The organism is Nocardia stercoris (assembly GCF_003696265.1).
Lineage (GTDB): Bacteria > Actinomycetota > Actinomycetes > Mycobacteriales > Mycobacteriaceae > Nocardia > Nocardia stercoris.
In genome coordinates, this window is sequence record NZ_RFFH01000007.1 from 240,254 (window position 1) to 266,470 (window position 26,217).

Consider the following 26,217-nt stretch of genomic DNA (forward strand, 5'->3'; position numbering starts at 1 on the left):
CGTCCTTTCTAGGCCCGGGTCAGCCGGTAGTCGGTGAGGTCGAGCCGGTCGGTCTCGCGGCGGTAGGCGGTGACCGTGCCGGGCCAGTTGTTGGTGATCCGGCCGGCGGCGTCGCGGTACCAGCTGGTGCAGAAGCTCCACACCGAGCGGTTCAGCCGGGCCTGGATGCGCGCGTCGTAGGCGGCCTGGGCGGCGGGCAGCACCTCGAGCGCCGAACCCGGTTGCGCCGCGATCACTTCGACCGCACGGCGGATGTAGCGGGCCTGGGATTCGATGACGTGCACGATCGAGCCCGCCCCCAGGTTGGTGTTCGGGCCGTAGACCAGGAAGAAGTTCGGGAACCCGCTCACCGTGATGCCCTTGTACGCCTGTGCGCCCGTGGACCATTCGTCGTGCAGCTTGCGGCCCGCGGCGCCGGTCACGGTCATCGGCCAGAGGAATTCGGTGCCCTTGAAACCGGTTCCGTAGACGATGACGTCCGCGCGGTGCAGGGTTCCGTCGCGGCCGCGCACACCGGCGGGCGTGATCTCGGCGATGCCGCCGGTCTCGAGCCGCACGGTGGGCCGGTCCAGGGCGGGAAACCAGTCGTTGGAGAACAGGGCCCGTTTGCAGCCGGGTGGCGCGTCCGGGGCCAGCGCGGCACGCAGGCGCTCGTCGGTGACCTGCCGGCGCAGGTGGAAGCGGCCGATTCCTGCGATGATCGGCCGCAGCCGCGGCACGTCGACGATGGTCGCCGACACCGCCTCGCACAGCGCCAGCCAGCCCAGCCGGGCCGCGCGTTGCGTGGCCGGGAACCGGCGGAACCTGCCGCGCGCCCGCGGACCGTAGTCGGTGGTCGGCTTGGGCATGATCCACGTGGCCGACCGCTGGAAGACGGTCAGCTGCGCGACCCGCGGCGCGATCTCGGGCACGAACTGGATTGCGCTGGCACCGGTTCCGATCACCGCGACCCGCTTACCGGCCAGATCGACACTGTGGTCCCATTCGGCGGAATGGAAGGCCGCGCCCGCGAAGGTCTCGATGCCCGGGATATCGGGGAAGGCGGGTCGCGACAACTGCCCGACCGCCGAGATCACCACGTCCGCTTCGTGGACCGTCCCGTCCGCGGTGCGGACCGTCCACCCGGCGGTGGCGTCGTCGTACTCGGCGGCGGTGACCTCGCTGCCGAACCGGATCCGTTCCAGCAGACCATATTTCGACGCGAGATCGCGCAGGTAGCGCTGGATCTCGGCCTGGGGCGCGAAGCGGGTGGACCAGTCCGGATTCGGCTCGTAGGAGAACGAGTACAGCGGCGAGGGCACATCGCAGGCCGCGCCCGGGTAGGTATTGGCCAGCCACACACCCCCGACGTCGTGGCCCCGCTCGAGCAGGGTGACCCGCTCGTATCCGGCGCGGCGCAGCTCCATGGCCGCGCCCAGGCCACCGAAACCGGTGCCGATGATCACGATCCTGGGATCGCTCCGACCAGTCATGGACGCCCTTTCTGTCGACTTCGACACACTCACGGTAGGTCCACCGGAGTCGTTGTCTCGAGACACTGACGGTCAGAATTTCCACATTTTCGGCCATAATGGTCGGGTGGATACCGTGCACCAACCCGACGTCACGACCTGGCACTTCGCCCGCGGCACCGCCAGCGTGGCCACCATGGTCGGTTTCGCGGTCGAGCACGGCGTACCGGTGGACCGAATGCTCGCGGGCACCGGCCTTTCCGCCGCCGGCCTGGCCGATCCCGACGCACAGATCACGGCCGAGACCGAACTGACCGTGGTGCGCACCCTGCTGCGCGAGGTCGGCGCAGTGCCGGCGCTCGGCGCCGAGGTCGGCCGCCGCTACCGGATCAGCACCTTCGGGATCTTCGGCTACGCCTGCATCACCAGCCCGAACCTGGGTGAGGCGATCGCGTTGGCGCTGCGCTACTACCGGCTCGGGTTCGCGTTCTGCATACCGGTGGTGGAGGTCGGCGACAGCGGTGTGGTGGCGCGGATCCACAACGACACGGTGCCGGCGGACGTCCGAGAGTTCCTCACCGACCGCGACGTGGTGGCCATGTACCAGGTGACCAGTGACCTGCTGGGCGGCCCGCTCGACCTCACCCGGGTCGAATTCGACCACCCGGCCGGCGACCGGGCGGACCGGATGGCCGAGATCTTCGGTGTCCGACCGCAATTCGATGCGCGGTACACCTCGTTCGCGCTGGACCGGGCCCAGCTCGCGCAGCCGCTCCCCCAGTCGAATCCGGCGACCTGGGCGGCGTGTATCGCCCAGTGCCAGGACCTGATCCGTAAACGCAGTACCCGCACCGGGATCGCCGCCGAGGTGCGCGACCGGCTGCTGCCCACCTCGGGCGCCGCGGGTTTCGCGGTCCCGCCGACCTTCGACAGGCTCGCGCACGACCTCAATGTCAGCCCGCGCACGCTACGCCGCCACCTCGACGCGGCGGGCACCAGCTACCGCGCGCTGCTCGACGAGGTCCGGCACACCTTGGCCGAGGAGATGCTGTCCGGTACCTCGCTGAGCGTAGACGACGTCGCCGTCCGCCTCGGCTATGCGGAGGCGACGCCGTTCATCCACGCCTTCAAGCGCTGGACCGGGACGACCCCGGCCGCCTACCGCCGGGGTGCGCGGCCGTAGAGCATCCGCACCGCGCGCCGGGCCATGGCCATGGCGGCGGGTGTGCGATCCAGGGCGAGCAGTGCCATGCCGGGAATCGCGAAGCGCTGCCGGGCGATCGAATGCGGCCGGACGAATTCGCGCAGGCCCTCTTCGCCGTGGATGCGGCCGATCCCGGACTCCCCGACGCCACCGAACGGCAGCGCGGAGATCGCGCCGAACGCGATGACCGAGTTGATCGAGGTGGCACCCGCGCGCAGCTGCCGCGCGATCTCCACGCCGTGCCGTGCCGAGTACACCGAGGAGGCCAGGCCGTAGCGGGTGCCGTTGGCGAGGGCGATCGCCTCGTCGAGGCTGTCCACCGACCGGACCGTCACCGTCGGGCCGAACGTCTCCTCTTGCACCGCAAGCGAATCCTCGTCGACGTCGACCAGCACTACCGGGTCGATGAAGGGGGCCCGCACGGAGTCGGGGCCGCCGACGAGCGCGGTGCCGCCGTGCTTCAGCGCGTCCTCGATGTGCTCGCGCACGACCGCGACCTGGCTGGGCATGGTCATCGGCCCGTAGTGCGCGCCCGGCTCGCTGCCGGCGCGGACCTGGGCGAGGTTCTTGCGCAGCTCGTCGAGGAACCGTTCCCGCACCGACGCCAGCACGTACACCCGCTCGATGCCGACACAGGTCTGGCCGCTGTTGGCCGCCGCACCCCAGGCGATGTCGCGGGCGGCGGCTGCCACGTCCGCGTCCGCGGCGACGATGGCGGCGTCCTTGCCGCCGCATTCGAGCAGGATCGGCGTGAGTGTTTCGGCGGCGGCGGCCATGATCCGTTTGCCGGTGGCCGTGGAGCCGGTGAACGCGATCTTGTCGACCCCGGCGGTGACGAGCGCGGCGCCCGTCGCGCCGTATCCGTTGACTGTGCGCAGAATATGCTGCGGCAGTTCGGGATTCGCCTTCGAGAAGGATTCGGCGTAATAGTTGCCGATGGTGGTGGTGTATTCGCTGGGCTTGAACACCACCGTGTTGCCCGCGGCCAGCGCGTAGGCGATGGACCCGTTCGGCGTGTAGGTCGGGTAGTTCCACGGGCCGATCACGCCGACGACACCGAGCGGGCGGTACTCCACCGACGCGGCGAAGTTGGCCATGAGCGCTCCGGGCCGCACGGTCCGGGTGCGCAGCGTCTTCTCGGCGTGCTTGGCCGCCCAGTCGATGTGCCCGACGGTCAGCGACAGCTCGAGGAAAGCGTCGTCGAGCGGCTTGCCGTTCTCCTGGTGCATCAGCGCGGAGAACTCGTCGGCGTGCCCGGTCAGATACGCGGCCCACCGCTGCAGCGCCCGCTTGCGCTCGGCGAACGACATGCCCGCCCAGGTCCGGGCCGCGACCCGCGCGTCGGCGACCGCGGCCCGCACCGCGTCGGCATCGTCCACCCGATGTTCGGCGATCACCTCACCCGAACTCGGATCGACCGACACCAGAACCGAGTCGTCGGCGGATCGGCTATCGGTAGTGCTGCTCAATGTCGCTCCCGAAATAGACGGCGGAGAACTCCACGGTAGGCCGGTCGCCCCCTCACGCACAGACACTTGCGGACAATCGATCGACATTTCCGGTCAATCTCGACCCCATCCCACCCCATCCGCGCCGAACAACCAGGTGCCGGCCGGGACCGGTGGATCCGGGCGTGCACTCGTACGCATCAGTCCGCCGGAAGCCACCAGCCGCCCCGAGCGCACCCACCCAGATCCGATGCGGACCGCATCCGAACACTCCGACTCACGACACCTGTCGAGACCGAAGACGAACAATGCGAGCGAGATCCCCCGGATCCGTCTAGCTGACTCTGCACGAAAACCCTTGCCACAGGCCGTTATAGCCTCTGCCCATGATCGAAACCGTGCAGCATCCCCACGATGGCTTGTTCCGCGAGATCATGACCCGAAAGGAGGAAATGGTCAGCGAATTGCGTTCCGTGCTACCGGATTCGATGGTGCTGCACATCGATTGGGACAGCGTGGAACTGTTGTCTGCCGCGTTCGTCGACAAGCTCCGCGCGACCAGCGCCGACGTCGTGATGCGGGCCCGCATGGCCGGCGTCGAAGGCTACCTGCACCTCATGGTCGAGCATCAGTCCAAGCCGGATTGGACCATGCCGCTGCGCATCTCCGAATACCGAAACCTGCTCTGTCGTCGACACCTGGCGGAGAACCCGGCGGCAAGGTCACTACCGCCTATCGTGTCGCTTGTGGTGCACACCGGCCACGAGGGCAAGCCCTGGACCGTGCCGGTGGACTACCTCGACCTGGTGGATCTGCCGGCCGAGCTTCGCACAGAGTGGGCGCCGTACCTGACGACCCGATACCTGCTCGACGACATCACCCAGGTCGGCGAGGACGAACTGCGCCGCCGCGCCCTGACCCCGGCAGCCCTGGCCACGTTGCTCCTGGAAAAGATCAGCGCTCTCGGCCCGGACCCGGTCACGACGGGCCGCAGGGTCTCCGATGTGCTCCGCGCGGTGGCAGCGAGCCCGAACGCCGTCGCTGACCTGCAAGCTCTGCTGCGTTACATTGTCATCGTCGGGAGTACACGCGGCAGGACTGTGGCGATGGCTGAGTGGGAATCTCTCATCGAGGAACTGGGACCCGAGGCGAAGGAGGCGTACGTGACGATCGCTGACCTTTTGGAAGCACGGGGAGAGGCGCGCGGTGAAGCCCGCGGTGAAGCCCGCGGCGAGTTTGTGGGTCGCGCTGAAATGTTGCTCGACCAAATCGCAATCCGTTTTCCCGAGGCCGTGGACTGGGTTCCGGACCGGGTGCGCGGCGCGACGCTGGAGCAGCTTCGCGAGTGGGGTAAGCGCCTGGTCGACGCACCGTCCGCCGAGGCCATCTTCGAATGACGATCGCTGACCTTTTGGAAGCACGCGGCGAGGCACGCGGCGAAGCCCGCGGTGAGATCGTGGGCCGCGCTGACATGCTGCTCGAGCAGATCGCAGTCCGATTCATCGTGGTTCCGGCCTGGGTCCGGGAACGGGTGCGGAGCGGGAGCCTCGAGGAGCTCCAGCGCTGGGGCCGACGAGTGGTCAGCGCCGAGTCCGCGGCGGCTGTCTTCGGCTGACGATCACCGCCGGTATCCCCCGGCATACCTGTGGTGCCGGGGGATACCGGAACAGTCGGTCCGTCCTGGCCGACACGGCGGAAATCTGCGCTCACAATTGCCGTGGCCGGCTTCGCGTGCACCGTCGCACTCGGCTCGGGCACCGCTGCCGCGGACACGATGTCGGCGGGACCGGCCTCCGGGTCGTCGGGGCTGGCGCTGTCGTCCGACGGACAGACCCTGGCTTCCAACGGTTCGTCGGCGCAGACCGCTGCCATCCTGTACCCGCAGTTCCCGTTCGGCCCGCTCTCGGCGGATCTCGCCTGCCAGTTCTCCTCTCCGCAGCAGACCGGTTCGCAGGAGTACAACCCGAACCCGAACGGGGGCGGAGGCTGCTACGTCTTTTCCGCGGATGATCGAGTAGCCACTCAGGGCAGCAGCCCCAGGCGGCGGGCGCGGACCACTGCTTCGTGGCGGGTGTGGGCGCCGAGGCGGGTCATGGCGCTGCGGAGGTAGCTCTTCACGGTTTCCGGGCGGAGCGAGAGGCGGGCCGCCGCTTCGGAATTCGTGCAGCCGAGGGCGATCTGGGCGAGGACGTCGAGTTCGCGGGGCGCGAGGTCGATCGGCTCGCCGGGTGCGGGGGTGCCGGAGACCAGGGCGGCGAGGCGGTCGGTGGCGGCGCGGAGGCGGTCGCGGGCACCGGCGGGCAGGGACTGGGCGATGCCGCGGAGTTCGGCGTGGAGGTCCCGAAGTTGTTCGGACAGGCGGGAATTCGTGTCCGGGGTGCCCGCGAGGGCGGCGCGGGCGGCCAGTAGCCGCAGGCGGCGGTCGACCTCGTCGCGGACGGCGAGTTCGGCGGCGAGGCGGCGGCTCGCGGCCAGCATGGTGTCGGCGACGCGGCCGGCGATCGGGCCGCGCTCGCGGTCGCCCGCGTACAGCACCGCGCGGGCCCGCCCGGACACCACCACCGGCACCGCGAGCACGGCGTGCAGGCCCTCGCCCAGCACGGCGGCGTCGTAGTGGTGGGTGATGCTCGACGACGCGGTGTAGTCGGCGACCGAGCGCGGCACCCCGGTCGCGATCGCGGCGCCACCGAGTCCGGCGCTGCTGGCGACCACGAGGCCGCGCATCGCGTTGGTGCGGGCGCCCACCAGTTCGTCGATGACCAGCGCGTCCCCGTGGACCTGCCCGCCGAACACCACCGAGGTCGCGGTCAGCGCCGCCGTGGCGCGCAGTTCGGCCCGCACGGCGTCGTCGTCCGGCGGACGCAGCAGGTCGGCGGCGGAGGACATCGGATACCCCTTTCCGGGGGTAGCGGTACGGCAGGTGTGACTTGGATCCTAGTCGGGTGAGTACGAGTACGGGCCGGGGTCGGCCGGACAGCTGTTCCATCGGGCCGGGGGACGTTCCCCTGCTGGAGGAGACCATCGGGGCGAATCTGCGGCGCACGGCGGCCCGGTTCCCCGACCGCGACGCGCTGATCGACCAGCACGGTCGCGTCCGCCTGACCTACCGGGAGTTCGCCGCCGAGGTGGACGCGCTGGCGCAGGGCCTGCTGAGCGCCGGGATCGGCAAGGGCGACCGGGTGGGCATCTGGGCGCCCAACTGCCCGCAGTGGACGTTGACCCAGTACGCGACCGCCGCGATCGGCGCGATCCTGGTCACGATCAACCCGGCCTACCGGGCGCACGAACTGCGATATGTGTTGCAGCAGGCCGGAATCCGGCTGCTGGTGGCGGCGAGTTCGTTCAAGACCTCCGACTACGCGGCCATGATCGAGCAGGTGCGGCCCGAGTGCCCCGACCTCGATCAGGTTCTGCTGCTGGACACCCCGCAGTGGGACGGCCTGCTCGACTCCGGCCGCGGCGCCTCGCCCGAACGGTTGGCGCAGGCGGCCGCGCGGCTCTCCCCCGACGACCCGATCAACATCCAGTACACCTCGGGCACAACGGGTTTCCCCAAGGGCGCCACCCTCAGCCACCGCAACATCCTGAACAACGGCTATTTCGTCGGCGAGCTGTGCGGCTACACCGAGCGGGACCGGATCTGCATCCCGGTGCCCTTCTATCACTGCTTCGGCATGGTCATGGGCAATCTGGCCGCCACGAGTCACGGCGCCGCCATGGTCATCCCGGGCCCGGCGTTCGAGCCGCGCGCGACGCTGGAAGCCGTTGCGGCGGAAGCCTGTACCTCGCTGTATGGGGTACCGACCATGTTCATCGCCGAGCTGGCGGTGCCCGAGTTCGCCACCTACGATCTGTCCTCGCTGCGGACCGGGATCATGGCCGGTTCGCCGTGCCCGGTGGAGGTCATGAAGCAGGTGATCGAGCGGATGGGCATGCGCGAGGTCAGCATCTGCTACGGCATGACCGAGACCAGCCCGGTGTCCACCCAGACCCGCCGCGACGACACTCTGGTGCAGCGCACCGCGACCGTCGGCCGGGCCGGTCCCCACCTGGAGATCAAGATCGTGGACCCGGCGACCGGTGCGACAGTTCCCCGCGGTGAGCAGGGTGAACTGTGCACGCGGGGTTATTCGGTCATGCTCGGTTACTGGAACGATCCGGCGAAGACCGCCGAGGCGATCGACGTCGAACGCTGGATGCACACCGGCGACCTGGCCACCATGGACGACGACGGCTATGTCGCCATCACGGGCCGGATCAAGGACATGGTCATCCGCGGCGGCGAGAACATCTATCCGCGCGAGATCGAGGAGTTCCTCTACACGCATCCGGACGTGCTCGACGCGCAGGTGATCGGCGTGCCCGACGACCGGTACGGCGAGGAGCTCATGGCGTGGATCCGCTTGTCCGAGGGCGCATCCGAGCTGACCGCGGAGTCGTTGCGCGAGTTCTGCGCCGGCAAGCTGGCCAAGTACAAGATCCCGCGCTACGTGCACGTCGTGGACGAGTTCCCGATGACGGTGACCGGCAAGATCCGCAAGGTGGAGATGCGCGAGATCGCCATCGGCCTGCTCGCCGGGGAGGCCGGAAAGCAGCCGTAGGACGGCGCACGGAATCGGTCGCCGAGATGTTGAGAAGGATATGGTCGAAACTTCTCAGCGTGTCTATAGTGAGGGCAATCAGGAGATCTCCGCCACACGGGAGTAGACGTGACCGATTCCGCCAACACCACCCTCGATCCCGCCGAACTCGAGGTCCGCAACCCAGCGACCGGCGAGCCCGTGGGCACCGTCGCGGTCACCACACCGGACGAGGTGACCGCCACCGTGCGGTCGCTGCGGACCGCGCAGAAGCGCTGGGAGAGCCTCGGCCCCGCCGGACGCAAGGACTGGTTGCTGAAGCTGCAGGACTGGGTGCTCGACCACGCCGACGAACTGGCCGACAGCATCCAGGCCGAATCGGCCAAGCCGCGCGTCGAGGCCGAAGTGGAGATCGCCTTCACCGTCGACCTGCTCGGCTACTTCGCCCGCAATGCCGGCAAGTTCCTCGCCGACACCCACGTGTCGCCGCACTCGCCGCTGATGCGGGTCAAGAAGCTGACCACGGCCTACAAGCCGTTCCCGGTGGTCGGCATCATCACGCCCTGGAACTTCCCGCTCGGCATGCCCGCCGCCGACCTGATCCCGGCGCTGGCCGCCGGCGCCGCGGTGGTGCTCAAGCCCTCGGAGGTCACGCCGCTGACCCCGCTCGTGCTGGCGCGCGGCTGGCAGGAGATCGGCGCGCCCGCGGTGTTCGCGGTCGTGTCCGGTGGCGGAGACACCGGGGCCGCGGTCGTCGCCGAATCCGATTACATCCAGTTCACCGGCTCGGGCCGCACCGGCCGCCGGATCGCGGTGGCCTGCGCGGAACGAATGATCCCCTACAGCCTCGAAATGGGCGGTAAGGACCCGGCCATCGTGCTCGCCGACGCCGATCTGGATCGGGCTGCCTACGGCATCGCGTTCGGCGCGCTGTGCAATGCGGGCCAGCTGTGCGTCTCGGTCGAGCGGGTGTACGTGGAAGCCGCTGTGTACGACCGCTTCCTGGAGAAGCTGGTCGCGCACGTGCGGGAGCTGCGGGTGGGTCGCGACGACCGGACCGGCAGCTTCGACATCGGCCCCCTGGCCAACGAGGCGCAACTCGCGATCGTGTCCCGGCACGTCGACGAGGCGCTCGCCGCGGGCGCGCAGGCGCTCACCGGCGGCAAGCCGACCGGAACCGGCACCTTCTACGAACCGACCGTGCTCGTCGGTGTCGACCACACCATGTCCTGCATCACCGAGGAGACCTTCGGCCCGACGATCCCGGTGATCAAGGTGACCGACGAGAACGAGGCGATCAAGCTCGCCAACGACTCGATCTACGGCCTGTCGGCCTCGGTGTGGACAGGCAGTGTCTCGCGCGGGCAGCGGATCGCCCGGCACCTGGACGCCGGCGCGGTGAACATCAACGACGCCACCATCAATCTGTTCAATTTCGCACTGCCGCACGGTGGTTGGGGTCAGTCCGGCACCGGGTACCGCTGGGGTGGCGCGGACGGCGTGCGTAAGTACTGCCGCAAGCAGGCGATCACCGCGCCCGCGCTGCCCACGCAGAAGAAGGAAATGCTCTGGTTCCCCTACGACATGAAGAAGTTCGGCTTCATGCGCGGGGCCATGCGGGCCATGTCGGCCCGCGGTAGCCGCCGCTTCAAGTAGGTCACACCGCGAACGGGCGGAACGAGGGCACGATGTGGTCGCGCGCGAACCGGCGCGCGGCCGCTTCGTCGTCCAGCGGCACCAGCGTCGGCTTGGTCAGCACGAACGACAGCGAGGTCCGGGCCACCATCTCGGCCACCGGTAGCGGGTCGTAGGCGGGCAGCTTGCCCTCGCGCTGCAGCCGGAAGATGAACTCCGCCAGGTAATCCCGGCCGGTCTCGATGACTCCGGAGCCGTGGACGGTCAGGTACGGCAGGACCGTCTCGGCATCGGTCTCGATGATCCGGTCCAGCAGCCGGTTCTCCCGCAGTCCCGCCGTGAACGCCACGAACAGTTCGACGATCTGATCCGGCGCGGGCGCACCGGATTCGACCAGCGGGCGGACGGCCGCGTCGGCGCGATCCAGGAATTCCCTGGCCTGCGCGAGGAATACCGCCAGCACCAGTTCGGATTTGCCGGCGAAGCGCCGGTACAGCGTCGCCAGCGAGACCCGGCCGCGGCGCGCGACCTCGGCCATGCTGGTGCGCTTGATCCCGAAGTCGAGAAACGCCTGCAGTGCCGCGTCGAGCACCTCGGACTGGTCCCCGCCGACGGGTGCCCCGTCGCGGACCATCGGCAGCAGCTTCGCCGGACCGGCCATGCGTTCCTCCTCGATCTCGGGCGCCGGAGCGGCTGTGCGCCGCTCCGGCGTCGTAGGTTCTCGCCCGCGTGGCGTGATCAGTGCGAGAAGTCCTCGCGCAGCTTATGTTTGAGCACCTTGCCACTGGCATTGCGGGGCAGCACGTCGACGACCACGACGTCCTTGGGCTGCTTGTACCGCGCCAGGTAGGTGTTCAGGTGCGCCTCGAGGTCGGTCAGGGTGAGCTGGGCCTGCGCGTCGTGCAGCGCCACGACCGCCACCGGGATCTCGCCCCACTTCTCGTCGGGCCGCCCGATCACCGCCGCCTCCCGGATCGCCGGATGATCGAACAGGACGTTCTCCACTTCGGCGCAGTAGATGTTCTCGCCACCGGAGATGATCATGTCCTTCTTGCGGTCCACGACCCAGATGAACCCCTCCTCGTCCTGGCGGACCAGGTCGCCGGAGTGGAACCAGCCGCCGGCAAAGGCTTCGGCGGTGGCCTCGGGCTTGTTCCAGTAGCCCTGCATCATGGTCGGGCCGCGGTAGACGATCTCGCCGATCTCGCCGGGTGCCACGTCGTTCATCTCGTCGTCGACGATGCGGGCGGTGACGGTCGGGATGACCCGGCCGACCGAGCCGAGCTTGCGCAGGGCGTCGCGGCCCTCGAGCACGCAGGTGATCGGGGACATCTCGGTCTGCCCGAACACCGCGACATTGTCGGCCTGCGGGAAGCATTCGGCCATCGCGCGCAGCACCGTGTCCGAGGCCGGGGCGGCACCCCAGCTGAGCTTGCGTAGCGCCAGCTTGCGTTGCCGCACAGTCGGTTCGGCGCAGATGAGCTGCCACTGGGCGGGCACACAGAAGGCGATGGTGGCCTGTTCGGCCTCCACCGCGTCGAGGAACTCGGTGGCGTCGAAGGCGCCCAGCGGGTGCAGCACGGTGGCGGCGCCGAGCTGGAATGCCGGTGCGAGACTGCCCAATCCGGCGATGTGGAACAGCGGCGAGGTGCAGAAGCCGATCGATTCCGGGGTCATCTCCATGGCCCGGATACAGGTCAGGGCCTGCGCGTTCATGTTCGCGTAGGACAGCACCGCACCCTTGGGGGAACCGGTGGTGCCGGAGGTGTACATGATCAGGCACGGGGTGTCCTCGGGCAGGTCCACCGGCGGGTGCGCCGGACTCTGCTCGGCGATCAGATCGTCGTAGCCGAGGGTGCCCTCGGTGGTCTCGCCGCCGATCACGATGCAGGTCTCGAGCGCCGGATGTTGTTGCCGCGCAGCCTGAGCCAAGGGGAGCAGCACGGTGTCGGTGACGATCACGGTCGCCCCGGAGTCACCCACGATGTACCCGAGTTCGGGGACGGTGAGCCGGAAGTTGACCGGGACCGCGATGGCGCCGAGCGCGTTGATCGCGAACACCGTCTCCAGGTACGCCGGGTGGTTGAACGCCAGCACGAGCACTCGGTCGCCGAAGCCGACCCCGCGCCGGCTCAGCGCGTCGGCGAGCTTCTCGAAGCGATCGTGGAGCTGCCGCCAGGTGGTGTCGTTTCCGCGGTAGCGGACGGCGAGACCGTCGGGGCGCATGGTGGCGTGGGTGGCGATCTGGTTGATCCAGTTGTTGCGCCGGATCGACTGCAGCGGGTCGGGAGTCATCGGTTCCTGTCCAGGGTGAGAGGTGGGGCGGTCAGACGAGCGGGCGGCCGCCGCGGTGGCGGCGGCGGACATCGCGCAGGAGCAGCTGATACGGGAACAGCCGGGCCTGGGCGGGCAGCCGGCGCTGCACACCGCCGAGGCCGCGCAGCAGCCGGCGGTGGCGGCGTTCCTGGCGCGGGGTCCAGGTCAGGTCGAGGCCTTCGCGCATGGACGCGGGCAGCAGACCGGTCACGATGAAGCGGTGCAGCGGCGCGAACACGGCCAGGCGCGGGACGTTGCGCAGATCGACGAGGTCCTCGAGGTAGCCGGCCACCAGTTCGTCGGGGACGTGCCGCTTCAGGCCGTCCTGCCAGTACTCGTCGAATTCCTCGAGGGTGTGGAACCACATGTCGGGCTTCATCTGCAGCGTGGTGCCGAGCCGGGCGGCGTACTGCAGGAAGACTTCCCGGGTGGCGCGATCGTCGGGGCCGTACAGGCGCTCGCGCAGGTCCACGATGCCGAAGTACAGGCAGGCCGCGACCCATTTCTGCAGTTCCGGGTCGAAGGCGTTGTAGCGGACCTCGGCGCCGGGTTCGGAGCGGACCATGCGGTGCGAGCCGTTGACGGCCGTGCGGAAGATCTGCCGGTCGTGTTCGTTGCCGAGCAGGGCGACGGCCAGGTAGGTGACGGTGGTGCGCAGGCGTTTCCACGGGCGCAGGTCGGCGCGGCCGGAGTAGACGGCGCTGTGCGCGACGCCGTGCCCGATCGGCACGTTGGACAGTTGCATGATCACGTTCGCCCCGCCGCCCAGCAGGACGTTCGCGCCGTCGAGGTAGCTGTCGATGTCGAAGTTGTCGACCGTGCCGTACCGGCAGGTCCGGGCTGGTTCGGGGTCGGACCTGCGTAGGGGTGTGGTCATGGCGTCGCTGCCTCCCTGGTCTTGCGGTCGCGCCCGGTCGTGCGGTTTCCACCGGTCTTGCGGTTTCCACCGAGTCAATGAGACGATCGCACTATCTTCTTCTCATCGAGTCTAGGTACGGCGGTTCCGGAAAGCTAGAGCGGCTGAGAAGGTTCTCGTACAAACATCTCACCCCGATGGTGCCAGGAAAGGCCGGAAATTTGAGGCGAACGTTGTATACCGACGACCACGAGGCCTACCGGACGGTCGTCCGCGAATACCTGCAGCGCGAAGTGGTCCCCCACATGGAGACCTGGGACGAGCAGCACCTCGTCGACCGCGCCGCCATCCGGTCGGCGGCCCGCAACGGCGTCTTCGCGCTCTGGGTCCCCGAAGAGTACGGCGGCTCGGGCGAGACCGACTACCGCTACCAGCTCGTCGTCAAGGAGGAGATCGCGCGGACCCGCGCCACGTCCTTCGGCTTCACCATCGGCATGCAGGACGACATCATCCTGCACTACCTGCTGGCCCTGGCCACCGACGAGCAGAAGCGACGCTGGTTACCCGGCTTCGCGACCGGCGACATCATCGGCGCGATCGCCATGACCGAACCCGGCACCGGCAGCGACCTGCAGGGCATCAAGACCACGGCCGTCCGCGCCGGCGACAGCTGGATCATCAACGGACAGAAGACATTCATCTCCTGCGGGACCAGCGCCGACATCGTCGTGGTCGCCGCCCGCACCGACGCCGAGGCCGGCTCGCGCGGCTTCAGCCTGTTCGTCGTCGAACGCGGCACTCCCGGCTTCCGCAGCGGAAGTCCGCTGCGGAAGCTGGGCCTGCAGGGGCAGGACACCTCGGAGCTGTTCTTCGACGACGTCGTGGTCCCGGCCGCGAACCTGCTCGGCACCGAAGGGCAGGGCCTGATCCACCTGATGGCGAACCTGGTGCCCGAACGACTGGGTGTCATCGCCGGCGCCTACTCCGATGCGCGCGCGATCTTCGACCAGACCGTGGCATATGTGAAGGAGCGCAAGGCGTTCGGCAAGCCGCTGGGCGGGTTCCAGAACACCCGGTTCGTGCTGGCCGAGCTGGCCACCGAGCTCGACGTCGCGGAAGCCTACGTGGACAACGTGATCCGCGCCTACAACGCCGGCGAACTCACCCCCATCGACGCCGCCAAGGGCAAGTGGTACCTGTCGGATCTGCAGAACCGGGTCATCGACCGCTGCCTGCAGTTGCACGGCGGGTACGGCTTCATGATGGAGTACCCGGTCGCACGGGCCTATGCGGATGCGCGGATCCAGTCGATCTACGCCGGCACCAACGAGATCATGAAGGAGATCATCGGCCGCGAGCTGACCGGGTCGCGCTGATCCGGTCCCTCCCCCGTCGACGAAAGCAGGTGAACCACATGGCCCCGAAAGTTCTGATCGTCGGTACCGGATTCGGCGGTCTGGCGCTGGCGCTGGAGCTCAAACGTGCCGGGTACCAGGATTTCGTGCTGCTCGAGCAGGCCGACGAGGTCGGCGGGGTGTGGCGCGACAACACCTATCCCGGGGCCGGCTGCGATATCCCGTCGCCCTACTACTCGTATTCGTTCGCGCCGAACCGGTCCTGGCCGGCGCGGTTCGCACGGCAGCGCGACATCCTGGCCTACATCCGGCGCATCGTCGACGAGTACGACCTGCGGCGGCACATCCATTTCGGGGTCGAGGTCACCGCGGCGGCCTTCGACGAGCGCCGGGCGGTGTGGCAGATCGACACCGAGGACGGCGATCTGTACGAGGCCGACGTGTTCGTGCCGGCCGTCGGGCAGCTGTCGCGGCCGTCGATTCCGGCGATCCCGGGCCGGGATCGGTTCGGCGGCAAGGCCTTCCATTCGGCGCGCTGGAACCACGGCATCGATCTGTCGGGTAAGCGGGTCGCGGTCATCGGGACGGGAGCCAGCGCGATCCAGTTCGTGCCCGAGATCGCGCCGAAGGCCTTGCAGCTCACCGTGTTCCAGCGGTCGGCGCCGTGGGTCACCAACCGGCCCGACGCGCGTTACGGTGTGCTGCACCGGCTGCTGGCGCCGGCGCTGCAGCGGGTGGAACGGTTCGGGTGGTGGGCCTTCTTCGAGTACTCGACGTTGGGGCTGCTCGGTAACCAGGCGGTGGTGCGGTCGCTGGTCGGCCTGCCGAAGTGGCAGTTGCGCCGCCAGGTGCCGGATCCGGTATTGCGCGCCAAGCTGACTCCCACCGACTCCCCCGGCTGCCGGCGCGCACTGTTCTCCGACGACTGGTATCCGGCGCTCGGGCGGGCGAACGTGCACGTCGAGACCGAGCGGATCACCGAGTTCACCCGCTCCGGTATCCGCACCGCCGACGGCGTCGAGCACCGCTTCGACGTGGTGATCTACGCGACCGGATTCGCGGCGCAGGATTTCCTCGGCCCGATCGAGGTCACCGGGTCCGGTGGCGCGGACCTGCGGGAGTTCTGGGCCGAGGGAGCCCGCGCGTATCTGGGCCTGGCCGTACCGGATTTCCCGAACATGTTCCTGATGTACGGGCCCAACACCAATCTCGGCGCTGGATCCATCATCTTCATGCACGAATGTCAGGCACGCTATATCCGTGGCGTCGTCGAGCATCTCGGCGCGCATCCGGGGACCGCGCTCGCGGTCCGGCCCGCGGCCGAGCAGCGCTACGACGCCGAGATCCAGCGGCGGCTGGCGAAGAGTGTCTGGATCACCTGCGACAGCTGGTATCGGGCCGCCAGCGGCCGGGTGTCCACCAACTGGCCGGGTCTGGTGTCGGAGTACCGCCGCCGCACCCGGCGGGTCGACCTTGCCGACTACCGGACCGTGACCGCCACGAGCAGCGAGAAGGCATGATGGGCAACGACTTCGACTACGACGTGCTGGTGATCGGCTCCGGTTTCGGCGGCAGTGTCACCGCGTTGCGGCTGACCGAGAAGGGCTATCGGGTGGGTGTGGTCGAGGCGGGCCGCCGCTGGACGGCCGCCGACCTGCCGTCCTCGAACTGGAACCTGCGCAAGTCGATCTGGGCGCCGCGGCTGGGATTGACCGGGACGCAACGGATCAGTCTGCTGGGCAAGGTGACGCTGTTCAGCGCGGCCGGGGTGGGCGGCGGTTCACTGATCTACGGCAACACGCTGTACCGGCCGCTGCCGAAGTTCTACCGCGATCCGTCCTGGTCGCACGTCACCGACTGGGAGGCCGAACTCGCGCCGTACTACAACCAGGCCGAACGCATGCTGGGCGTGGCGCCGAATCCGAAACTGAGCCCGGCCGACGAGGTGCTGCGCGACGTCGCGGCCGAACTCGGCGTGGCCGACACGTTCCATCCCACGAATGTCGGCGTGTTCTTCGGTGAGCCCGGAAAGACCGTGCCGGACCCGTATTTCGGTGGCGCCGGTCCCGAGCGCACCGGGTGCGTGCACTGCGCGAACTGTATGACCGGGTGTCCGCACGGCGCCAAGAACACCACCGTCACCAACTATCTGTATCTCGCGGAACAGGCCGGGGCGCAGGTGCATTCGCAGGCGACGGTGACCGATGTGCAGCCACTGACCGAGGGCGGGTACCGGGTCACCGCGCAGCGCTCGGGCGGGTTGCCGCGCCGGGAGCGCCGGGAGTTCACCGCCGAACAGGTGGTGTTCGCCGCGGCCGCCCGCGGCACCCACCAGTTGCTGCACCAACTGCGCGCCACCGGCCGGTTGCCCGCGCTGTCCCCGCGCATGGGTGAGCTGACCCGGACCAACTCCGAGGCGGTGCTCACCGCGACCAGCCGCACTCGCACCGATTTCGCGCAGGGCGTGGCGATCACGTCGTCGATCCATCCCGAACCGGACACCCACATCGAGGTGTGCCACTACGGCAAGGGCCAGAACGGCCTGTTCCCGCTCACCGTGCCGATGATCGACGGCGGCCCGCTGCGTTTCCTGCGCTTCCTGCTGTTGTTGCTCACCCATCCGCTGGTGTTCCTGCGCTCGCAGAACGTGCGCCGCGCCTCGGAACGCTCGGTGATCCTGCTCGTCATGCAGTCCCTGGACAATTCACTCACCTCGTTCGGCAAGCGCGGCCTGTTCGGCTATCGCCTGTCCACCCGCCAGGGTGAGGGCCGGCCGAACCCGACCTGGATTCCCATCGGCCACAAGGCGAACCGCCTGTTCGCCGACCGGATCGGCGGCGACGCGCTCGGCATGATCATGGACGTCTTCGACATCCCCTCCACCGCCCACTACATCGGCGGCTGCCCCATGGGCGGCACCGCCGCCGAGGGCGTCATCGACCCCTACCACCGCATCCACAACTACCCCGGCCTCCACGTCATCGACGGCTCCGCCGTCTCCGCCAATCTCGGCGTCAACCCCTCGCTCACCATCACCGCCATGTCCGAACGCGCCTGCGCCTTCTGGCCCAACCGGGGTGAACCCGATCCCCGGCCGGCACTGGGGGCGGGGTACCAGCAGGTCGTTCCGGTGCCGCCGAACCGGCCGGCGGTCCCGCCGACCGCCCCGGGCGTGCTCCGGCTGCCGCTCACAGTTGTTCGGCCCGAAGCGGAACCCGAAGGGGTGCAATAGGATCGGCCGTCGGTGCGGCTCCGGACAGATTGCCGCAATCATATTTGCCTCGACGAGAAACCGGTCAGGGCTTTCTCCGTGCCACGACGCGGCGGTAGTAGATGCGCCAACCTTGGTCGGCGCGACGCAGTCGGTCCTCGTAGACAGCGGTGCCGGTCGTGCCGTCGGCGTTGACGGCGAGCGCCTTGGCGCGGGTCTGTGCCTGGTCACCGTGGGCGCCGACCACGACGATGTTGGTGACATGGTGGCCCAGTGGCTGGCCTTCGTCGTCCTGGCTGCCCTCGGCCAGTGCGCGCAGCGCGGCCAGTCCGCGCAGCGTGCCGTAGCCGAAGTCCTCCAGGTCGAAGATCACGTCCTCGGCGAAGACCTCGGCGAGGCGGTCCCAGGCGCGGTCGTCGGCCAGATGGCCGTGCAGCGCGATGATTTCGTGGATCGCGAGCCGGTCCGCGGTGGTGATGTCGAGCATTCGAAACCCTTCACAAAAGTGGGGAGCTCCCCGTTTGAACCTCGGGCTAGACTAAACGGGGAATTCCCCACTTGGCAAGGAGCGGGATGAGCGACCGTCCGAAACGCGCCGACGCGCGCCGCAACTACGAGGCTGTCCTGGCCGCCGCCAAAGCGGTGTTCCAGGCCGACGGTGTCGCCGCACCGCTCGACGAGATCGCCCGCCGCGCCGGCGTCGGCAACGCCACCATGTACCGCCACTTCCCCACCCGCCGCGAACTCGTCATCGCCGTCTACGCCGACGAGGTCGACGCCCTCTGCGACCTCGGCGAATCGCTCGCCACCGACCCGAACCCCGAACCCGCCCTGTTCACCTGGCTCCGCGCCTTCGTCACCCACGTGGCCACCAAACGCGAACTGCCACTTGCCATCCCCGACGACTCGACCGGCCACCGCACGACCCTCTACCGGGATTGGCACGACCGGATGCGTACCTGCGCCACCACGCTGCTCATCCGCGCCCAGGACGCGGGCGCCGTCCGCGACGACCTCGAGGTGGCGGATCTCCTCGCCGCCGCCAGCGGCATCGGGCATGCGGCCGGTGACGAGGAGCAGGCCGAACGGCTCCTACAGATCGTCCGCGACGGAGTCTCCGTACCGGCCGAGCGCAGGTAAGCGCTGTCGGCTGCGGCTGGGGGCCGACGAGCGCGAGCAGGCGCCGGATCCACGACGCAGCACACGAACCACTGCGGCGCCGACCGCAACCCTGAACGAGCCGCGTCGATTTCGGTTGCCAACTCTAACCTATATGTATTAGGTTTAACCCTAAGCAAGATAGGAAGGAGCGGAAATGTCTCCCCGTGCGGGCCTGACCACGGAACGGGTGGTGCGTGCCGCGGCGGAACTCGCCGACGAGATCGGGTTCGACAAACTCACCCTGTCGGCGGTCGCACGGCACTTCGGGGTGAAGGACCCGAGCCTGTATGCGCACGTGCGGAATCTGCACGATCTGCGCGTGCGGGTGGCGCTGCTGGCGAGCGCCGAGCTGAACGACCGGATCGGCACGGCGGTCGCGGGGCGGTCCGGTAAGGACGCGCTGGTCGCGTTCGCCGGCGCGTATCGGGCCTACGTCCTCGAACATCCGCAGCGCTATGCGGCCACGCAGATCCGGATCGACCCGGCCGAGGTGGCCGACGAGCCCGCGCTGCTGCGCAGCATCGAGTTGACCATGTCGATGCTGCGCGGATACGGGCTGGGCGAGCAGGAGACCCTGGACGCGGCCCGCCTGCTGCGCAGCACCTTTCACGGATTCGCCACCCTCGAAGCCGCCGGCGGCTTCGCGCACGCGCAATCCACCGACGATTCCTGGCCACGCATTCTCGACGCCCTGCACTACACGCTGTCGAACTGGCCGACGTACCCGAAAGAGGACATCGCCCGATGAGATCGGATACCCTGCGCGTCCCCGGCGCGACCCTGTACTACGAAATGCGCGGGAAAGGCCCTGTGCTGCTGGTGATTCCGGGCGGCGGCGGCGACGCCAACGCCGCCGACGGCATGGCCGAGGTGCTGCGGGAGCATTTCACGGTCGTCGCGTTCGACGCCCGCGGCTACTCGCGCAGCGCCCTGGACCCCGGCGCGCCACAGGACCAGCACGTCGCGGTGCAGAGCGACGACGCCTTCCGGCTGCTCACCCACCTGACCGACGATCCCGCCTTCGTGTACGGCGGCAGTCACGGCGCCATCGTCGGACTCGACCTGCTCGCCCGGCACCCCGACCGGGTACGCGCTCTGGTCGCGCACGAGCCGCCGTGTTTCGCGGTCCTTCCCGACGCCGCCGAGCACCGCGCCATGATCGACGAGGTGCACCGCCTGTTCCACACCGAAGGCCTCCTCGCCGCCGCGGGCCGTTTCCTCGCGGCGATCGACGGCGCGATCAAGCCGGGCCCCGAACCGGCCGAGCTGTCTGTCCGCGAGGAGCAACGCCGCGCCCGCAGCGCCGCCAACGCGCCGATCATGATGGAGCACGAACTGCGCGAATTCACCTCCTACATACCGGACTACGCGGCATTGGCCTCCGTCGCCGATCGCCTGATCCTGGCCGTCGGCCGGGAAACTCGCGGCTGCCTGCCCTATCGCCCCGCCGTCGAGATCGCCGGCCACCTCGGCCTGACCGTCACCGAATTCCCGGGCGCGCACAACGGAACCCTCACGCACGCACAGGAAGTCGCCACCCAGCTCATCCGGGTGCTGACATCGGCGCCGAGTTCGACCCCCGCCCTATGAGCTACTCGCTCCGGGCAGGTCCCACAGCATGTCCGGCTGCCCGCTGCAGTACGGCGATCGCGTCGTCGAGCCCGTTGACGACGAACAACTCGACGGTCCCGTCACGCAGCTGAATTCGAAGTCTGGTTCGCAGCCCGCCGTCGAATGCCCCACCGGTGGGCAACTGCGAACCGACCGACGCCACCCACTCGAGCGGCGCCGACCACGACTGCCCACCGGTGAGCGCGTCCACATGGCTGGGCTCGAACAGCACCCGCGCACCGGTCAGGTACAGGCGTCCACCGACGGCGCGATTCCCCTGCGTACGGTTCGCAAACCGCCGCCAGCTGACCGTTTCACCGTCGGCCAGCTTCGGTGACCGAATCCAAATCCCCACCGCGGCAGTGTATCCGAAGCCACATGGGCAGCCGCCAACACAGTCGAGCGGCAGCACGCGTCGACGACGCCGACAAGCGGTCGACGTAACCCTCGGACGACGCTCGAAGGCGGCATGCGACGACCGAGGGGCGGTCAGCCGAGTTTCGCTCTGATCGACGGGTGTACGGGTACGCCGCGGGCGGTGAGGTCGGCGGCGAAGCGGCGGACCAGCGGGTCGGTGGGGGCGCCGAGGAGACAGAGCAGTTCTCGGGTCAGGGCGGGCTCGAAGTGTTTCAGGTCTGCGGGTACGGCTGTGCCGAGGGCGGTGGTGGGGACCAAGGCGATGCCGAGTCCGGCGGCGGCGAGCTGGGCGGCGGTGGCGGCCTGGCGGGTGCGCATGATCGCGGTGAGGGTGACGCCGTGGCGCGCGGCTTCGGAGTCGAGCCAGCCGGACAGGCCGTTGTCGCGGTGGTAGTGCACGATCGGCTGGTCGCGCAGGTCGTCGAAAGCGAGCCGATCATGTCGGGACAGTGGATGATCGGCGGGCAAGACGGCCACGACCTCCTCGAGGCCGATAGCGGCGGATGCTCCCGTCCAGCGGGTCGGCTGCGGACCGACCGCGAGATCCGCCTGCCCGGATTCCACGGCGTGGGCCAGCGCGTCGGCGCTGGTGGCTTCCGCCACCAGCACCTCGATGTGCGGAGCGCGCCGCCGCCAGGCTCGCAAGACCGGGGCGAGCAGGCTCACGGTCAGACTCTCCGCGCAGGCCAGGCGGATCCGTCCGGCCTCGCCGCGCGCCGCGGCGCGCCCGGCACCGACCATGCGGGTGACGGCGTCCAGGGCCGCGCGTGCGTCTGCCTCCACCGCCCGGCCGATTGTGGTCGCCCGGACCCCACGCGGCAGGCGCTCCAGCAGCGGCGCCCCGATCTCGCGTTCCAGTGCCGCGAGCTGATGCGACAGTGCCGGCTGTGACATGTGCAGGACCACCGCGGCGTCGGTGATCGACCCGGCGTCCAGGACCGCGACCAGGCATTCCAGCGCCCGCAGGGTAGGCATTCGCATATTCTATGGCAAGCATCGAATACATTCGGGTCGCGAGGGGATGATCTGTCGGATGCGCAACGCTGCAGCAAGCATGACAACACTGCAGAACAAGAAACTGGTCGTGGTCGGCGCCGGATCGGGTATCGGCCGGCGAATCGCCGTGGACGCGACAGCCCAAGGTGCACAGGTTATTTCGGTCGGGCGACCGGAGCTCGACTTGACCGACGAGGCGACGATCCGCGCCTTCGCCGAGCGGGTCGGCGACCTGGACTACCTGGTGTCACTCGCCGCCGACCACGCCAACGGACCGGTGACCGAGTTGGACCGAGACGCCGTGCATCGCGCCTTCGACGCCAAGGTGATCGGGCCGATCCTGCTGGCCAAACACCTCGCACCGCACTTCCGCCCCGGCGGCGCGATCCTGCTGTTCTCCGGTGTGGCGGCCTGGCGCCCGGCGCCCGGCCGTGTGGTGATGGCCGCGACCAACGCGGCGGCCGCCGCGGCCGCCGCCGCCCTGGCCGTCGAACTCGCGCCGCTGCGCGTCAACGCGCTGTCCCCCGGCATCGTCGACTCGGGCGTCTGGGACGGACCCGGCAAGGACTCCTTCCTCACCGCTGTCGCCGAACGCAATCCGGCCCGCCGCGTCGGCACCCCCGCCGATATTTCCGCCGCGGCGCTACTCGCCCTCACCAACCCGTTCCTCACCGGCACGACCCTGCATGTCGACGGCGGTGGACGTTTGGTGTGAGGCAACCGGCGGGTCCGCGATGCGGTGGTAGCGTCGCGGGCCGCGCCGACGACCCGGCTGGGCGCGTGCATCCGAGAATTCGGTCAGCCTATGAGGTGGCTGGTGATTGTCGGGGCGACCCGGGTCGCGAGGTTGTCGATCGATTCCGAGGCGATCGGTTCGACCCGAAGGATGTAGCGCAGGTAGGCGATGCCGAGCAGTTGTGCCATGGCCAGGTCGATGCGGAGTTCGGGGTCTGGTCCGGGTAGGGCGGCGGCGACCAGCTGATACAGCTGGTCCTGGATGAATTGCCTTGCGAGGGTGGCGGATTCCTCGTGGGTGGCCGCGCCGCGCAGGATGGCCTCGAGGCGGCCGCGCGATTCGGGCTGGTCCCAGAGTGCGAGGAAGACCCGGGCCAGTCGCTCTCCGATACCTTCCAGGTCACCGTCGACGATGCGCGCGGCGAGTTCCGCCGGGTCGAAGGGCCAGCCCATGGTGGCGCGGAAGAGCCCGTCCTTGTTGCCGAAGTAGTGGCGGATCAGCGCGGGATCCACTCCCGCGGCCGTGGCGATGTCCCGCACGGAGGTGCGGTCGTATCCGTTGTCGGCGAAGAGTTTTCGCGCGGTGTCGAGCAGGATGGCGCGAGTGTCGGCGCTGCCGGGTCGGCGTCCAATCGGTGGCATGGTGCCAAAACTCTACACCCGTTGACTTTCCGGGTGCGACAGGGCTACCGTCGAGGTAGATAATTCCACAACTGAGGAGTTTCTCCGATGCCCATGCCACGGTGGCTCGCCCACGCCAACAAGTACGGCCTCAACCAGCTCACCCGTTTCCTCGCGCCCTGGCTGCCGGGCTGGGCCCTGGTCGTGCATCGCGGCCGCAAGTCCGGCCGCACCTTCCACACTCCCCTGTGGGCCTTCCGCCGTGGTGACGACTTCGTCATCGCACTGACCTACGGCAGCCGCTCCGACTGGGTGCGCAATGTCGAGGCCGCGGGGTCGTTCGAGCTCGTGCACCTCGGCCGCCACCACCACCTCGCGAACCCGAATGTCTACCGCGACCCGAAGGCCGCGGAGATGCCCCTGCCGATCCGGCTCATGCTGCGGTACGTCCTGGCCGCCCCCGAATTCCTGCGGGCCACGATCGCGCCCGCCGATCCGAAGGCGGCGTGAGCGGGCGGCGGCCGCAGTCGATTCGGCTCCGCGCCCCGCGTTGATCCGCGGGCCGTTGCGATCGGTGCGGGGGACGCGAAAGCCTCAGGCATGCTTATGCTCTCGCCGTGACGTATGCACTGTATGCCTGGGGCAACTTCCTCGACGAAGTCGGTTCGGACCGCGATCCCGGCTGGCTCGACGACGCGCTGCTGCGGGGCGAGCGGGACGTCGTCAGCGAGGAGTTGATGATCGGCGACACCGAGACACTGCGGGTGGACGGACCGGGAACGATCTTCACCGTCGACGGGGAGCGGATCAACGGCCGCGACCTGGTGGGGCGCGACCTGAGCAGCGCGGACTGGCAGGTCGCGCGGATCTCGGTCGCCACCGATGGCACCCGCGAAGATGCGCTGCGGTTCCTGGCGACGCTCGAGGAGGACGGCGAGTACACCACCGATACGGCGCCACAGCACAATCCGGTCGGAGTCGGTGAGATCGTCACCGTGTGGTCCGACGAGCACGGCCAGTGGGAGCTGGCCCTGGTCCGCCGCGCTGTCACGAACTGACACCTCCACCCGAGCCGGTGTCGGTGCCGACGTGATGCCCGCGGCGACCAGCGCCTCGCCGCCATCACGACGACACGCCCGCCGCGGTCGATCCCGAACGGCCGCAACCGATTCCCGGCGCAGTGCCACCCCCTTCGCAAGCGCCGACTGCCCGGTTGAACAACAGCAGCCGACGACTACCGGCCGAGCGCCCGGATCTGGTACGTGCCAACGGTTTCCGCGACCAGAACCCCGTCGGCGTCGTGGACGGTGGCCCTCAGCTGGAAGTCGGCCTTGCCGTTGGCGGCGGCTTCGGCCGTGACGCGCTGGATCTCGTCGTCGGAGAGGAAGGCTTCCGAGCGGAGGTCGGTCTTGGCGGGTTTGCGGAAGAAGATCTGGAGGTCTTTGACCAGGGGGTAGTAGGCGGTGGTGTCGAAGCTGGCGAGGGAGATCGCGCCACCGAGCATCTCGCCGACGGTGAACAGCACGCCGGCGTAGATCGCGCCGAAGTGGTTGCTGTTGCCCTCGGCGGGGACGGTCAGGACGGCGTGGCCGGGTTCGGCGAGTTCGGCCCGCACACCCATTCTGTGGGCCACCGGGATGGTGAATTCCAGTGCGGCGTTGATGATTTCCGCGTCGGACCGGGTTTCTCCGGAGGTCATGGGTGTCCTTTCGTGCGGTGCGGTGGGTTACCGCTGGTCCGGGGTGGTCTCGGTGCGCGCCCGGTAGGCCGCGCGGACGGCCGGGTCGAAGTTCGAGGTGGCGGCCTGCAGGCCGAGCGAGTTCGACAGCGCGTTGCGCACGTTCTCCGGCAGCGGCATGAGGGTGCGCACGATATTGCCGCCGAGCGCGGGCACCACGCGCACGCCGGCGCGCCGGCGGTCGATCGCGCGGGCGATGGCCGCGGCGACGGTCTCCGGTTCGATCAGCCCTAGTTTGCGGGTGAGCCAGTTCGGGGTCATCCCGGCGATGAGTTCGGTGTTGACGAAGCTGGGTGCGACGGTGGTGACCACGACTCCGTGCGGCTCGAGTTCCTGGCGTAGCGCCGAGCCCAGCCCGACCACGGCGTGTTTGGTGGCGCAGTAGACGGCCACGCCGGGGAAGGCGCTGATCCCCGCCATCGAGGCGATATTCACGATCTGGCCCGCGCCACGGTCGACGAACCGACGTCCGGCGAGCTTGGACCCCAGGACGACACCGCGGATGTTGATGTCGATCTGCCGGTCGGTGACGGCGTCGGACTCGTCGAGGAAGGCGCCGGTCGGCATGATGCCGGCATTGTTGATCAGCACGTCGAGCGGGCCCAGCCCGGCCTCGGCGGTGGCGAGGAACGCCTCGAACGAGTCACGATCGGTCACATCGAGTTTCAGCGCCTCGGCGGTGCCGCCCGCCTCGGCGATCGCGGCGGCGGTGCCGGCCGCGAGGTCGGCGTCGAGGTCGCCGATCGAGATCCGGGCGCCGCACCCGGCGAGGGCGCGGGCGGTGGCGGCACCGATGCCGCGGGCACCTCCGGTGATCGCGACGTGCTTTCCGGTGAGGTCGGGTCCACTCATTGGCAGTCCTCGGGGTCGGCGGCGAACGGC

Annotated in this window: 26 protein-coding genes; 14 read left to right on the forward strand and 12 right to left on the reverse strand. The window is 69.1% G+C overall.

Annotated elements, in window-relative coordinates; translation table 11 throughout:
• Window positions 1-8 precede the first annotated feature (8 nt).
• On the reverse strand, window positions 9-1,472 hold the full coding sequence (locus EBN03_RS18540; RefSeq protein WP_122189309.1) for a flavin-containing monooxygenase: 1,464 nt from the start codon (window positions 1,470-1,472) through the stop codon (window positions 9-11).
• A 106-nt stretch (window positions 1,473-1,578) separates the two neighbouring features.
• Here EBN03_RS18540 and EBN03_RS18545 point away from each other — a divergent pair, with 106 nt between their 5' ends.
• Window positions 1,579-2,634, forward strand: coding sequence for an AraC family transcriptional regulator (locus tag EBN03_RS18545; protein ID WP_233608458.1), 1,056 nt, complete (start codon window positions 1,579-1,581; stop codon window positions 2,632-2,634).
• Here the strand turns inward: EBN03_RS18545 and EBN03_RS18550 are convergent.
• Window positions 2,610-4,124 carry an aldehyde dehydrogenase family protein gene (locus EBN03_RS18550; RefSeq protein WP_233608459.1) on the reverse strand — a complete coding sequence of 505 codons (1,515 nt, stop codon included), beginning with the start codon at window positions 4,122-4,124 and terminating at the stop codon, window positions 2,610-2,612. The genes EBN03_RS18545 and EBN03_RS18550 overlap by 25 nt on opposite strands.
• A gap of 365 nt (window positions 4,125-4,489) precedes the next feature.
• Between EBN03_RS18550 and EBN03_RS18555 the strand changes: the two genes are divergently transcribed.
• Entirely contained in the window at window positions 4,490-5,500 is a 1,011-nt protein-coding gene (locus EBN03_RS18555; RefSeq protein ID WP_122189312.1) for an Rpn family recombination-promoting nuclease/putative transposase, read from the forward strand.
• On the forward strand, window positions 5,497-5,718 hold the full coding sequence (locus tag EBN03_RS18560) for a hypothetical protein (protein ID WP_147471632.1): 222 nt from the start codon (window positions 5,497-5,499) through the stop codon (window positions 5,716-5,718). The genes EBN03_RS18555 and EBN03_RS18560 overlap by 4 nt, the downstream gene beginning before the upstream one ends.
• 407 nt (window positions 5,719-6,125) lie before the next feature.
• Here the strand turns inward: EBN03_RS18560 and EBN03_RS18565 are convergent, their stop codons facing one another.
• Window positions 6,126-6,989, reverse strand: coding sequence for a helix-turn-helix transcriptional regulator (locus EBN03_RS18565; RefSeq protein WP_122189314.1), 864 nt, complete (start codon window positions 6,987-6,989; stop codon window positions 6,126-6,128).
• A 56-nt stretch (window positions 6,990-7,045) separates the two neighbouring features.
• Between EBN03_RS18565 and EBN03_RS18570 the strand changes: the two genes are divergently transcribed.
• Together EBN03_RS18570 and EBN03_RS18575 are read left to right on the forward strand one after the other, a co-directional pair.
• Entirely contained in the window at window positions 7,046-8,704 is a 1,659-nt protein-coding gene (locus tag EBN03_RS18570) for an AMP-binding protein (protein ID WP_407671171.1), read from the forward strand.
• A 108-nt stretch (window positions 8,705-8,812) separates the two neighbouring features.
• The gene (locus tag EBN03_RS18575; protein WP_122189315.1) at window positions 8,813-10,339 is read left to right on the forward strand and encodes an aldehyde dehydrogenase family protein; all 1,527 of its coding nucleotides are present in this window, start codon (window positions 8,813-8,815) and stop codon (window positions 10,337-10,339) included.
• 1 nt (window position 10,340) lies between these two features.
• Here the strand turns inward: EBN03_RS18575 and EBN03_RS18580 are convergent, their stop codons facing one another.
• From EBN03_RS18580 to EBN03_RS18590, 3 genes are all read right to left on the reverse strand, one after another.
• Window positions 10,341-10,979: a TetR/AcrR family transcriptional regulator gene (locus tag EBN03_RS18580; RefSeq protein WP_122189316.1), complete on the reverse strand. Its 639-nt coding sequence runs from the start codon at window positions 10,977-10,979 to the stop codon at window positions 10,341-10,343.
• 77 nt (window positions 10,980-11,056) lie between these two features.
• Complete coding sequence (gene fadD5, locus EBN03_RS18585) at window positions 11,057-12,613, reverse strand: fatty-acid--CoA ligase FadD5 (RefSeq protein ID WP_122189444.1); 1,557 nt, start codon at window positions 12,611-12,613, stop codon at window positions 11,057-11,059.
• A gap of 31 nt (window positions 12,614-12,644) precedes the next feature.
• Window positions 12,645-13,511, reverse strand: coding sequence for an oxygenase MpaB family protein (locus tag EBN03_RS18590; RefSeq protein ID WP_122189317.1), 867 nt, complete (start codon window positions 13,509-13,511; stop codon window positions 12,645-12,647).
• Between the two features lie 200 nt (window positions 13,512-13,711).
• Between EBN03_RS18590 and EBN03_RS18595 the strand changes: the two genes are divergently transcribed.
• Genes EBN03_RS18595 through EBN03_RS18605 form a run of 3 tightly spaced genes read left to right on the forward strand, consistent with a single transcriptional unit; the run spans window position 13,712 to window position 18,077 of the window.
• Complete coding sequence (locus EBN03_RS18595; protein WP_122189318.1) at window positions 13,712-14,866, forward strand: acyl-CoA dehydrogenase family protein; 1,155 nt, start codon at window positions 13,712-13,714, stop codon at window positions 14,864-14,866.
• Window positions 14,867-14,904: 38 nt separating this feature from the next.
• Complete coding sequence (locus EBN03_RS18600; RefSeq protein WP_122189319.1) at window positions 14,905-16,365, forward strand: flavin-containing monooxygenase; 1,461 nt, start codon at window positions 14,905-14,907, stop codon at window positions 16,363-16,365.
• Window positions 16,362-18,077: a GMC family oxidoreductase N-terminal domain-containing protein gene (locus EBN03_RS18605; RefSeq protein WP_122189320.1), complete on the forward strand. Its 1,716-nt coding sequence runs from the start codon at window positions 16,362-16,364 to the stop codon at window positions 18,075-18,077. Before EBN03_RS18600 ends, EBN03_RS18605 begins: the two co-directional genes overlap by 4 nt.
• Before the next feature lie 64 nt (window positions 18,078-18,141).
• Here EBN03_RS18605 and EBN03_RS18610 read toward each other — a convergent pair whose 3' ends face one another.
• On the reverse strand, window positions 18,142-18,543 hold the full coding sequence (locus EBN03_RS18610; protein ID WP_122189321.1) for a nuclear transport factor 2 family protein: 402 nt from the start codon (window positions 18,541-18,543) through the stop codon (window positions 18,142-18,144).
• Window positions 18,544-18,629: 86 nt separating this feature from the next.
• Between EBN03_RS18610 and EBN03_RS18615 the strand changes: the two genes are divergently transcribed.
• The 3 genes from EBN03_RS18615 (at window position 18,630) to EBN03_RS18625 (ending at window position 20,807) form a co-directional block, all read left to right on the forward strand.
• Window positions 18,630-19,196 carry a TetR/AcrR family transcriptional regulator gene (locus EBN03_RS18615; protein ID WP_122189322.1) on the forward strand — a complete coding sequence of 189 codons (567 nt, stop codon included), beginning with the start codon at window positions 18,630-18,632 and terminating at the stop codon, window positions 19,194-19,196.
• A 175-nt stretch (window positions 19,197-19,371) separates the two neighbouring features.
• A complete protein-coding gene (locus tag EBN03_RS18620) occupies window positions 19,372-19,965 on the forward strand; it encodes a TetR/AcrR family transcriptional regulator (RefSeq protein WP_122189323.1) in 594 nt (197 codons plus the stop codon).
• Window positions 19,962-20,807, forward strand: coding sequence for an alpha/beta fold hydrolase (locus tag EBN03_RS18625; protein ID WP_122189324.1), 846 nt, complete (start codon window positions 19,962-19,964; stop codon window positions 20,805-20,807). Before EBN03_RS18620 ends, EBN03_RS18625 begins: the two co-directional genes overlap by 4 nt.
• Window position 20,808: 1 nt before the next feature.
• On the opposite strand, the gene EBN03_RS18630 is transcribed toward EBN03_RS18625, so the two are convergent.
• Together EBN03_RS18630 and EBN03_RS18635 are read right to left on the reverse strand one after the other, a co-directional pair.
• A complete protein-coding gene (locus EBN03_RS18630) occupies window positions 20,809-21,183 on the reverse strand; it encodes a hypothetical protein (RefSeq protein ID WP_122189325.1) in 375 nt (124 codons plus the stop codon).
• Between the two features lie 134 nt (window positions 21,184-21,317).
• Window positions 21,318-22,220: a LysR family transcriptional regulator gene (locus EBN03_RS18635; RefSeq protein ID WP_122189326.1), complete on the reverse strand. Its 903-nt coding sequence runs from the start codon at window positions 22,218-22,220 to the stop codon at window positions 21,318-21,320.
• Window positions 22,221-22,299: 79 nt separating this feature from the next.
• On the opposite strand from EBN03_RS18635, the gene EBN03_RS18640 reads away from it, so the two are divergent.
• On the forward strand, window positions 22,300-22,956 hold the full coding sequence (locus EBN03_RS18640; protein ID WP_122189327.1) for an SDR family oxidoreductase: 657 nt from the start codon (window positions 22,300-22,302) through the stop codon (window positions 22,954-22,956).
• Between the two features lie 83 nt (window positions 22,957-23,039).
• On the opposite strand, the gene EBN03_RS18645 is transcribed toward EBN03_RS18640, so the two are convergent.
• Window positions 23,040-23,618 (reverse strand): TetR/AcrR family transcriptional regulator, encoded by a 579-nt coding sequence (locus EBN03_RS18645; RefSeq protein WP_122189328.1) that lies wholly within the window; start codon window positions 23,616-23,618, stop codon window positions 23,040-23,042.
• Window positions 23,619-23,705: 87 nt separating this feature from the next.
• Here EBN03_RS18645 and EBN03_RS18650 point away from each other — a divergent pair, with 87 nt between their 5' ends.
• Both EBN03_RS18650 and EBN03_RS18655 read left to right on the forward strand, forming a co-directional pair.
• Window positions 23,706-24,107 carry a nitroreductase family deazaflavin-dependent oxidoreductase gene (locus tag EBN03_RS18650; RefSeq protein ID WP_122189329.1) on the forward strand — a complete coding sequence of 134 codons (402 nt, stop codon included), beginning with the start codon at window positions 23,706-23,708 and terminating at the stop codon, window positions 24,105-24,107.
• 107 nt (window positions 24,108-24,214) lie between these two features.
• Window positions 24,215-24,655, forward strand: a complete 441-nt coding sequence (locus EBN03_RS18655; protein WP_122189330.1) for a hypothetical protein — start codon at window positions 24,215-24,217, stop codon at window positions 24,653-24,655.
• Between the two features lie 176 nt (window positions 24,656-24,831).
• On the opposite strand, the gene EBN03_RS18660 is transcribed toward EBN03_RS18655, so the two are convergent.
• Together EBN03_RS18660 and EBN03_RS18665 are read right to left on the reverse strand one after the other, a co-directional pair.
• A complete protein-coding gene (locus tag EBN03_RS18660; RefSeq protein WP_122189331.1) occupies window positions 24,832-25,296 on the reverse strand; it encodes a YiiD C-terminal domain-containing protein in 465 nt (154 codons plus the stop codon).
• A 27-nt stretch (window positions 25,297-25,323) separates the two neighbouring features.
• Window positions 25,324-26,187 (reverse strand): SDR family NAD(P)-dependent oxidoreductase, encoded by an 864-nt coding sequence (locus EBN03_RS18665; protein ID WP_122189332.1) that lies wholly within the window; start codon window positions 26,185-26,187, stop codon window positions 25,324-25,326.
• Window positions 26,188-26,217 lie beyond the last annotated feature (30 nt).

Bases quoted from the DNA above. Each gene is read 5' to 3' on its own strand.
- EBN03_RS18665 (WP_122189332.1), bottom strand. From the start codon at position 26,187: ATGAGTGGACCCGACCTCACCGGAAAGCACGTCGCGATCACCGGAGGT.
- EBN03_RS18640 (WP_122189327.1), top strand. From the start codon at position 22,300: ATGACAACACTGCAGAACAAGAAACTGGTCGTGGTCGGCGCCGGATCG.
- EBN03_RS18625 (WP_122189324.1), top strand. From the start codon at position 19,962: ATGAGATCGGATACCCTGCGCGTCCCCGGCGCGACCCTGTACTACGAA.
- EBN03_RS18555 (WP_122189312.1), top strand. From the start codon at position 4,490: ATGATCGAAACCGTGCAGCATCCCCACGATGGCTTGTTCCGCGAGATC.
- EBN03_RS18660 (WP_122189331.1), bottom strand. From the start codon at position 25,296: ATGACCTCCGGAGAAACCCGGTCCGACGCGGAAATCATCAACGCCGCA.
- EBN03_RS18600 (WP_122189319.1), top strand. From the start codon at position 14,905: ATGGCCCCGAAAGTTCTGATCGTCGGTACCGGATTCGGCGGTCTGGCG.
- EBN03_RS18610 (WP_122189321.1), bottom strand. From the start codon at position 18,543: ATGCTCGACATCACCACCGCGGACCGGCTCGCGATCCACGAAATCATC.
- fadD5 (WP_122189444.1), bottom strand. From the start codon at position 12,613: ATGACTCCCGACCCGCTGCAGTCGATCCGGCGCAACAACTGGATCAAC.
- EBN03_RS18540 (WP_122189309.1), bottom strand. From the start codon at position 1,472: ATGACTGGTCGGAGCGATCCCAGGATCGTGATCATCGGCACCGGTTTC.
- EBN03_RS18605 (WP_122189320.1), top strand. From the start codon at position 16,362: ATGATGGGCAACGACTTCGACTACGACGTGCTGGTGATCGGCTCCGGT.
- EBN03_RS18650 (WP_122189329.1), top strand. From the start codon at position 23,706: ATGCCCATGCCACGGTGGCTCGCCCACGCCAACAAGTACGGCCTCAAC.
- EBN03_RS18645 (WP_122189328.1), bottom strand. From the start codon at position 23,618: ATGCCACCGATTGGACGCCGACCCGGCAGCGCCGACACTCGCGCCATC.
- EBN03_RS18580 (WP_122189316.1), bottom strand. From the start codon at position 10,979: ATGGCCGGTCCGGCGAAGCTGCTGCCGATGGTCCGCGACGGGGCACCC.
- EBN03_RS18565 (WP_122189314.1), bottom strand. From the start codon at position 6,989: ATGTCCTCCGCCGCCGACCTGCTGCGTCCGCCGGACGACGACGCCGTG.
- EBN03_RS18635 (WP_122189326.1), bottom strand. From the start codon at position 22,220: ATGCCTACCCTGCGGGCGCTGGAATGCCTGGTCGCGGTCCTGGACGCC.
- EBN03_RS18615 (WP_122189322.1), top strand. From the start codon at position 18,630: ATGAGCGACCGTCCGAAACGCGCCGACGCGCGCCGCAACTACGAGGCT.
- EBN03_RS18560 (WP_147471632.1), top strand. From the start codon at position 5,497: ATGACGATCGCTGACCTTTTGGAAGCACGCGGCGAGGCACGCGGCGAA.
- EBN03_RS18620 (WP_122189323.1), top strand. From the start codon at position 19,372: ATGTCTCCCCGTGCGGGCCTGACCACGGAACGGGTGGTGCGTGCCGCG.
- EBN03_RS18590 (WP_122189317.1), bottom strand. From the start codon at position 13,511: ATGACCACACCCCTACGCAGGTCCGACCCCGAACCAGCCCGGACCTGC.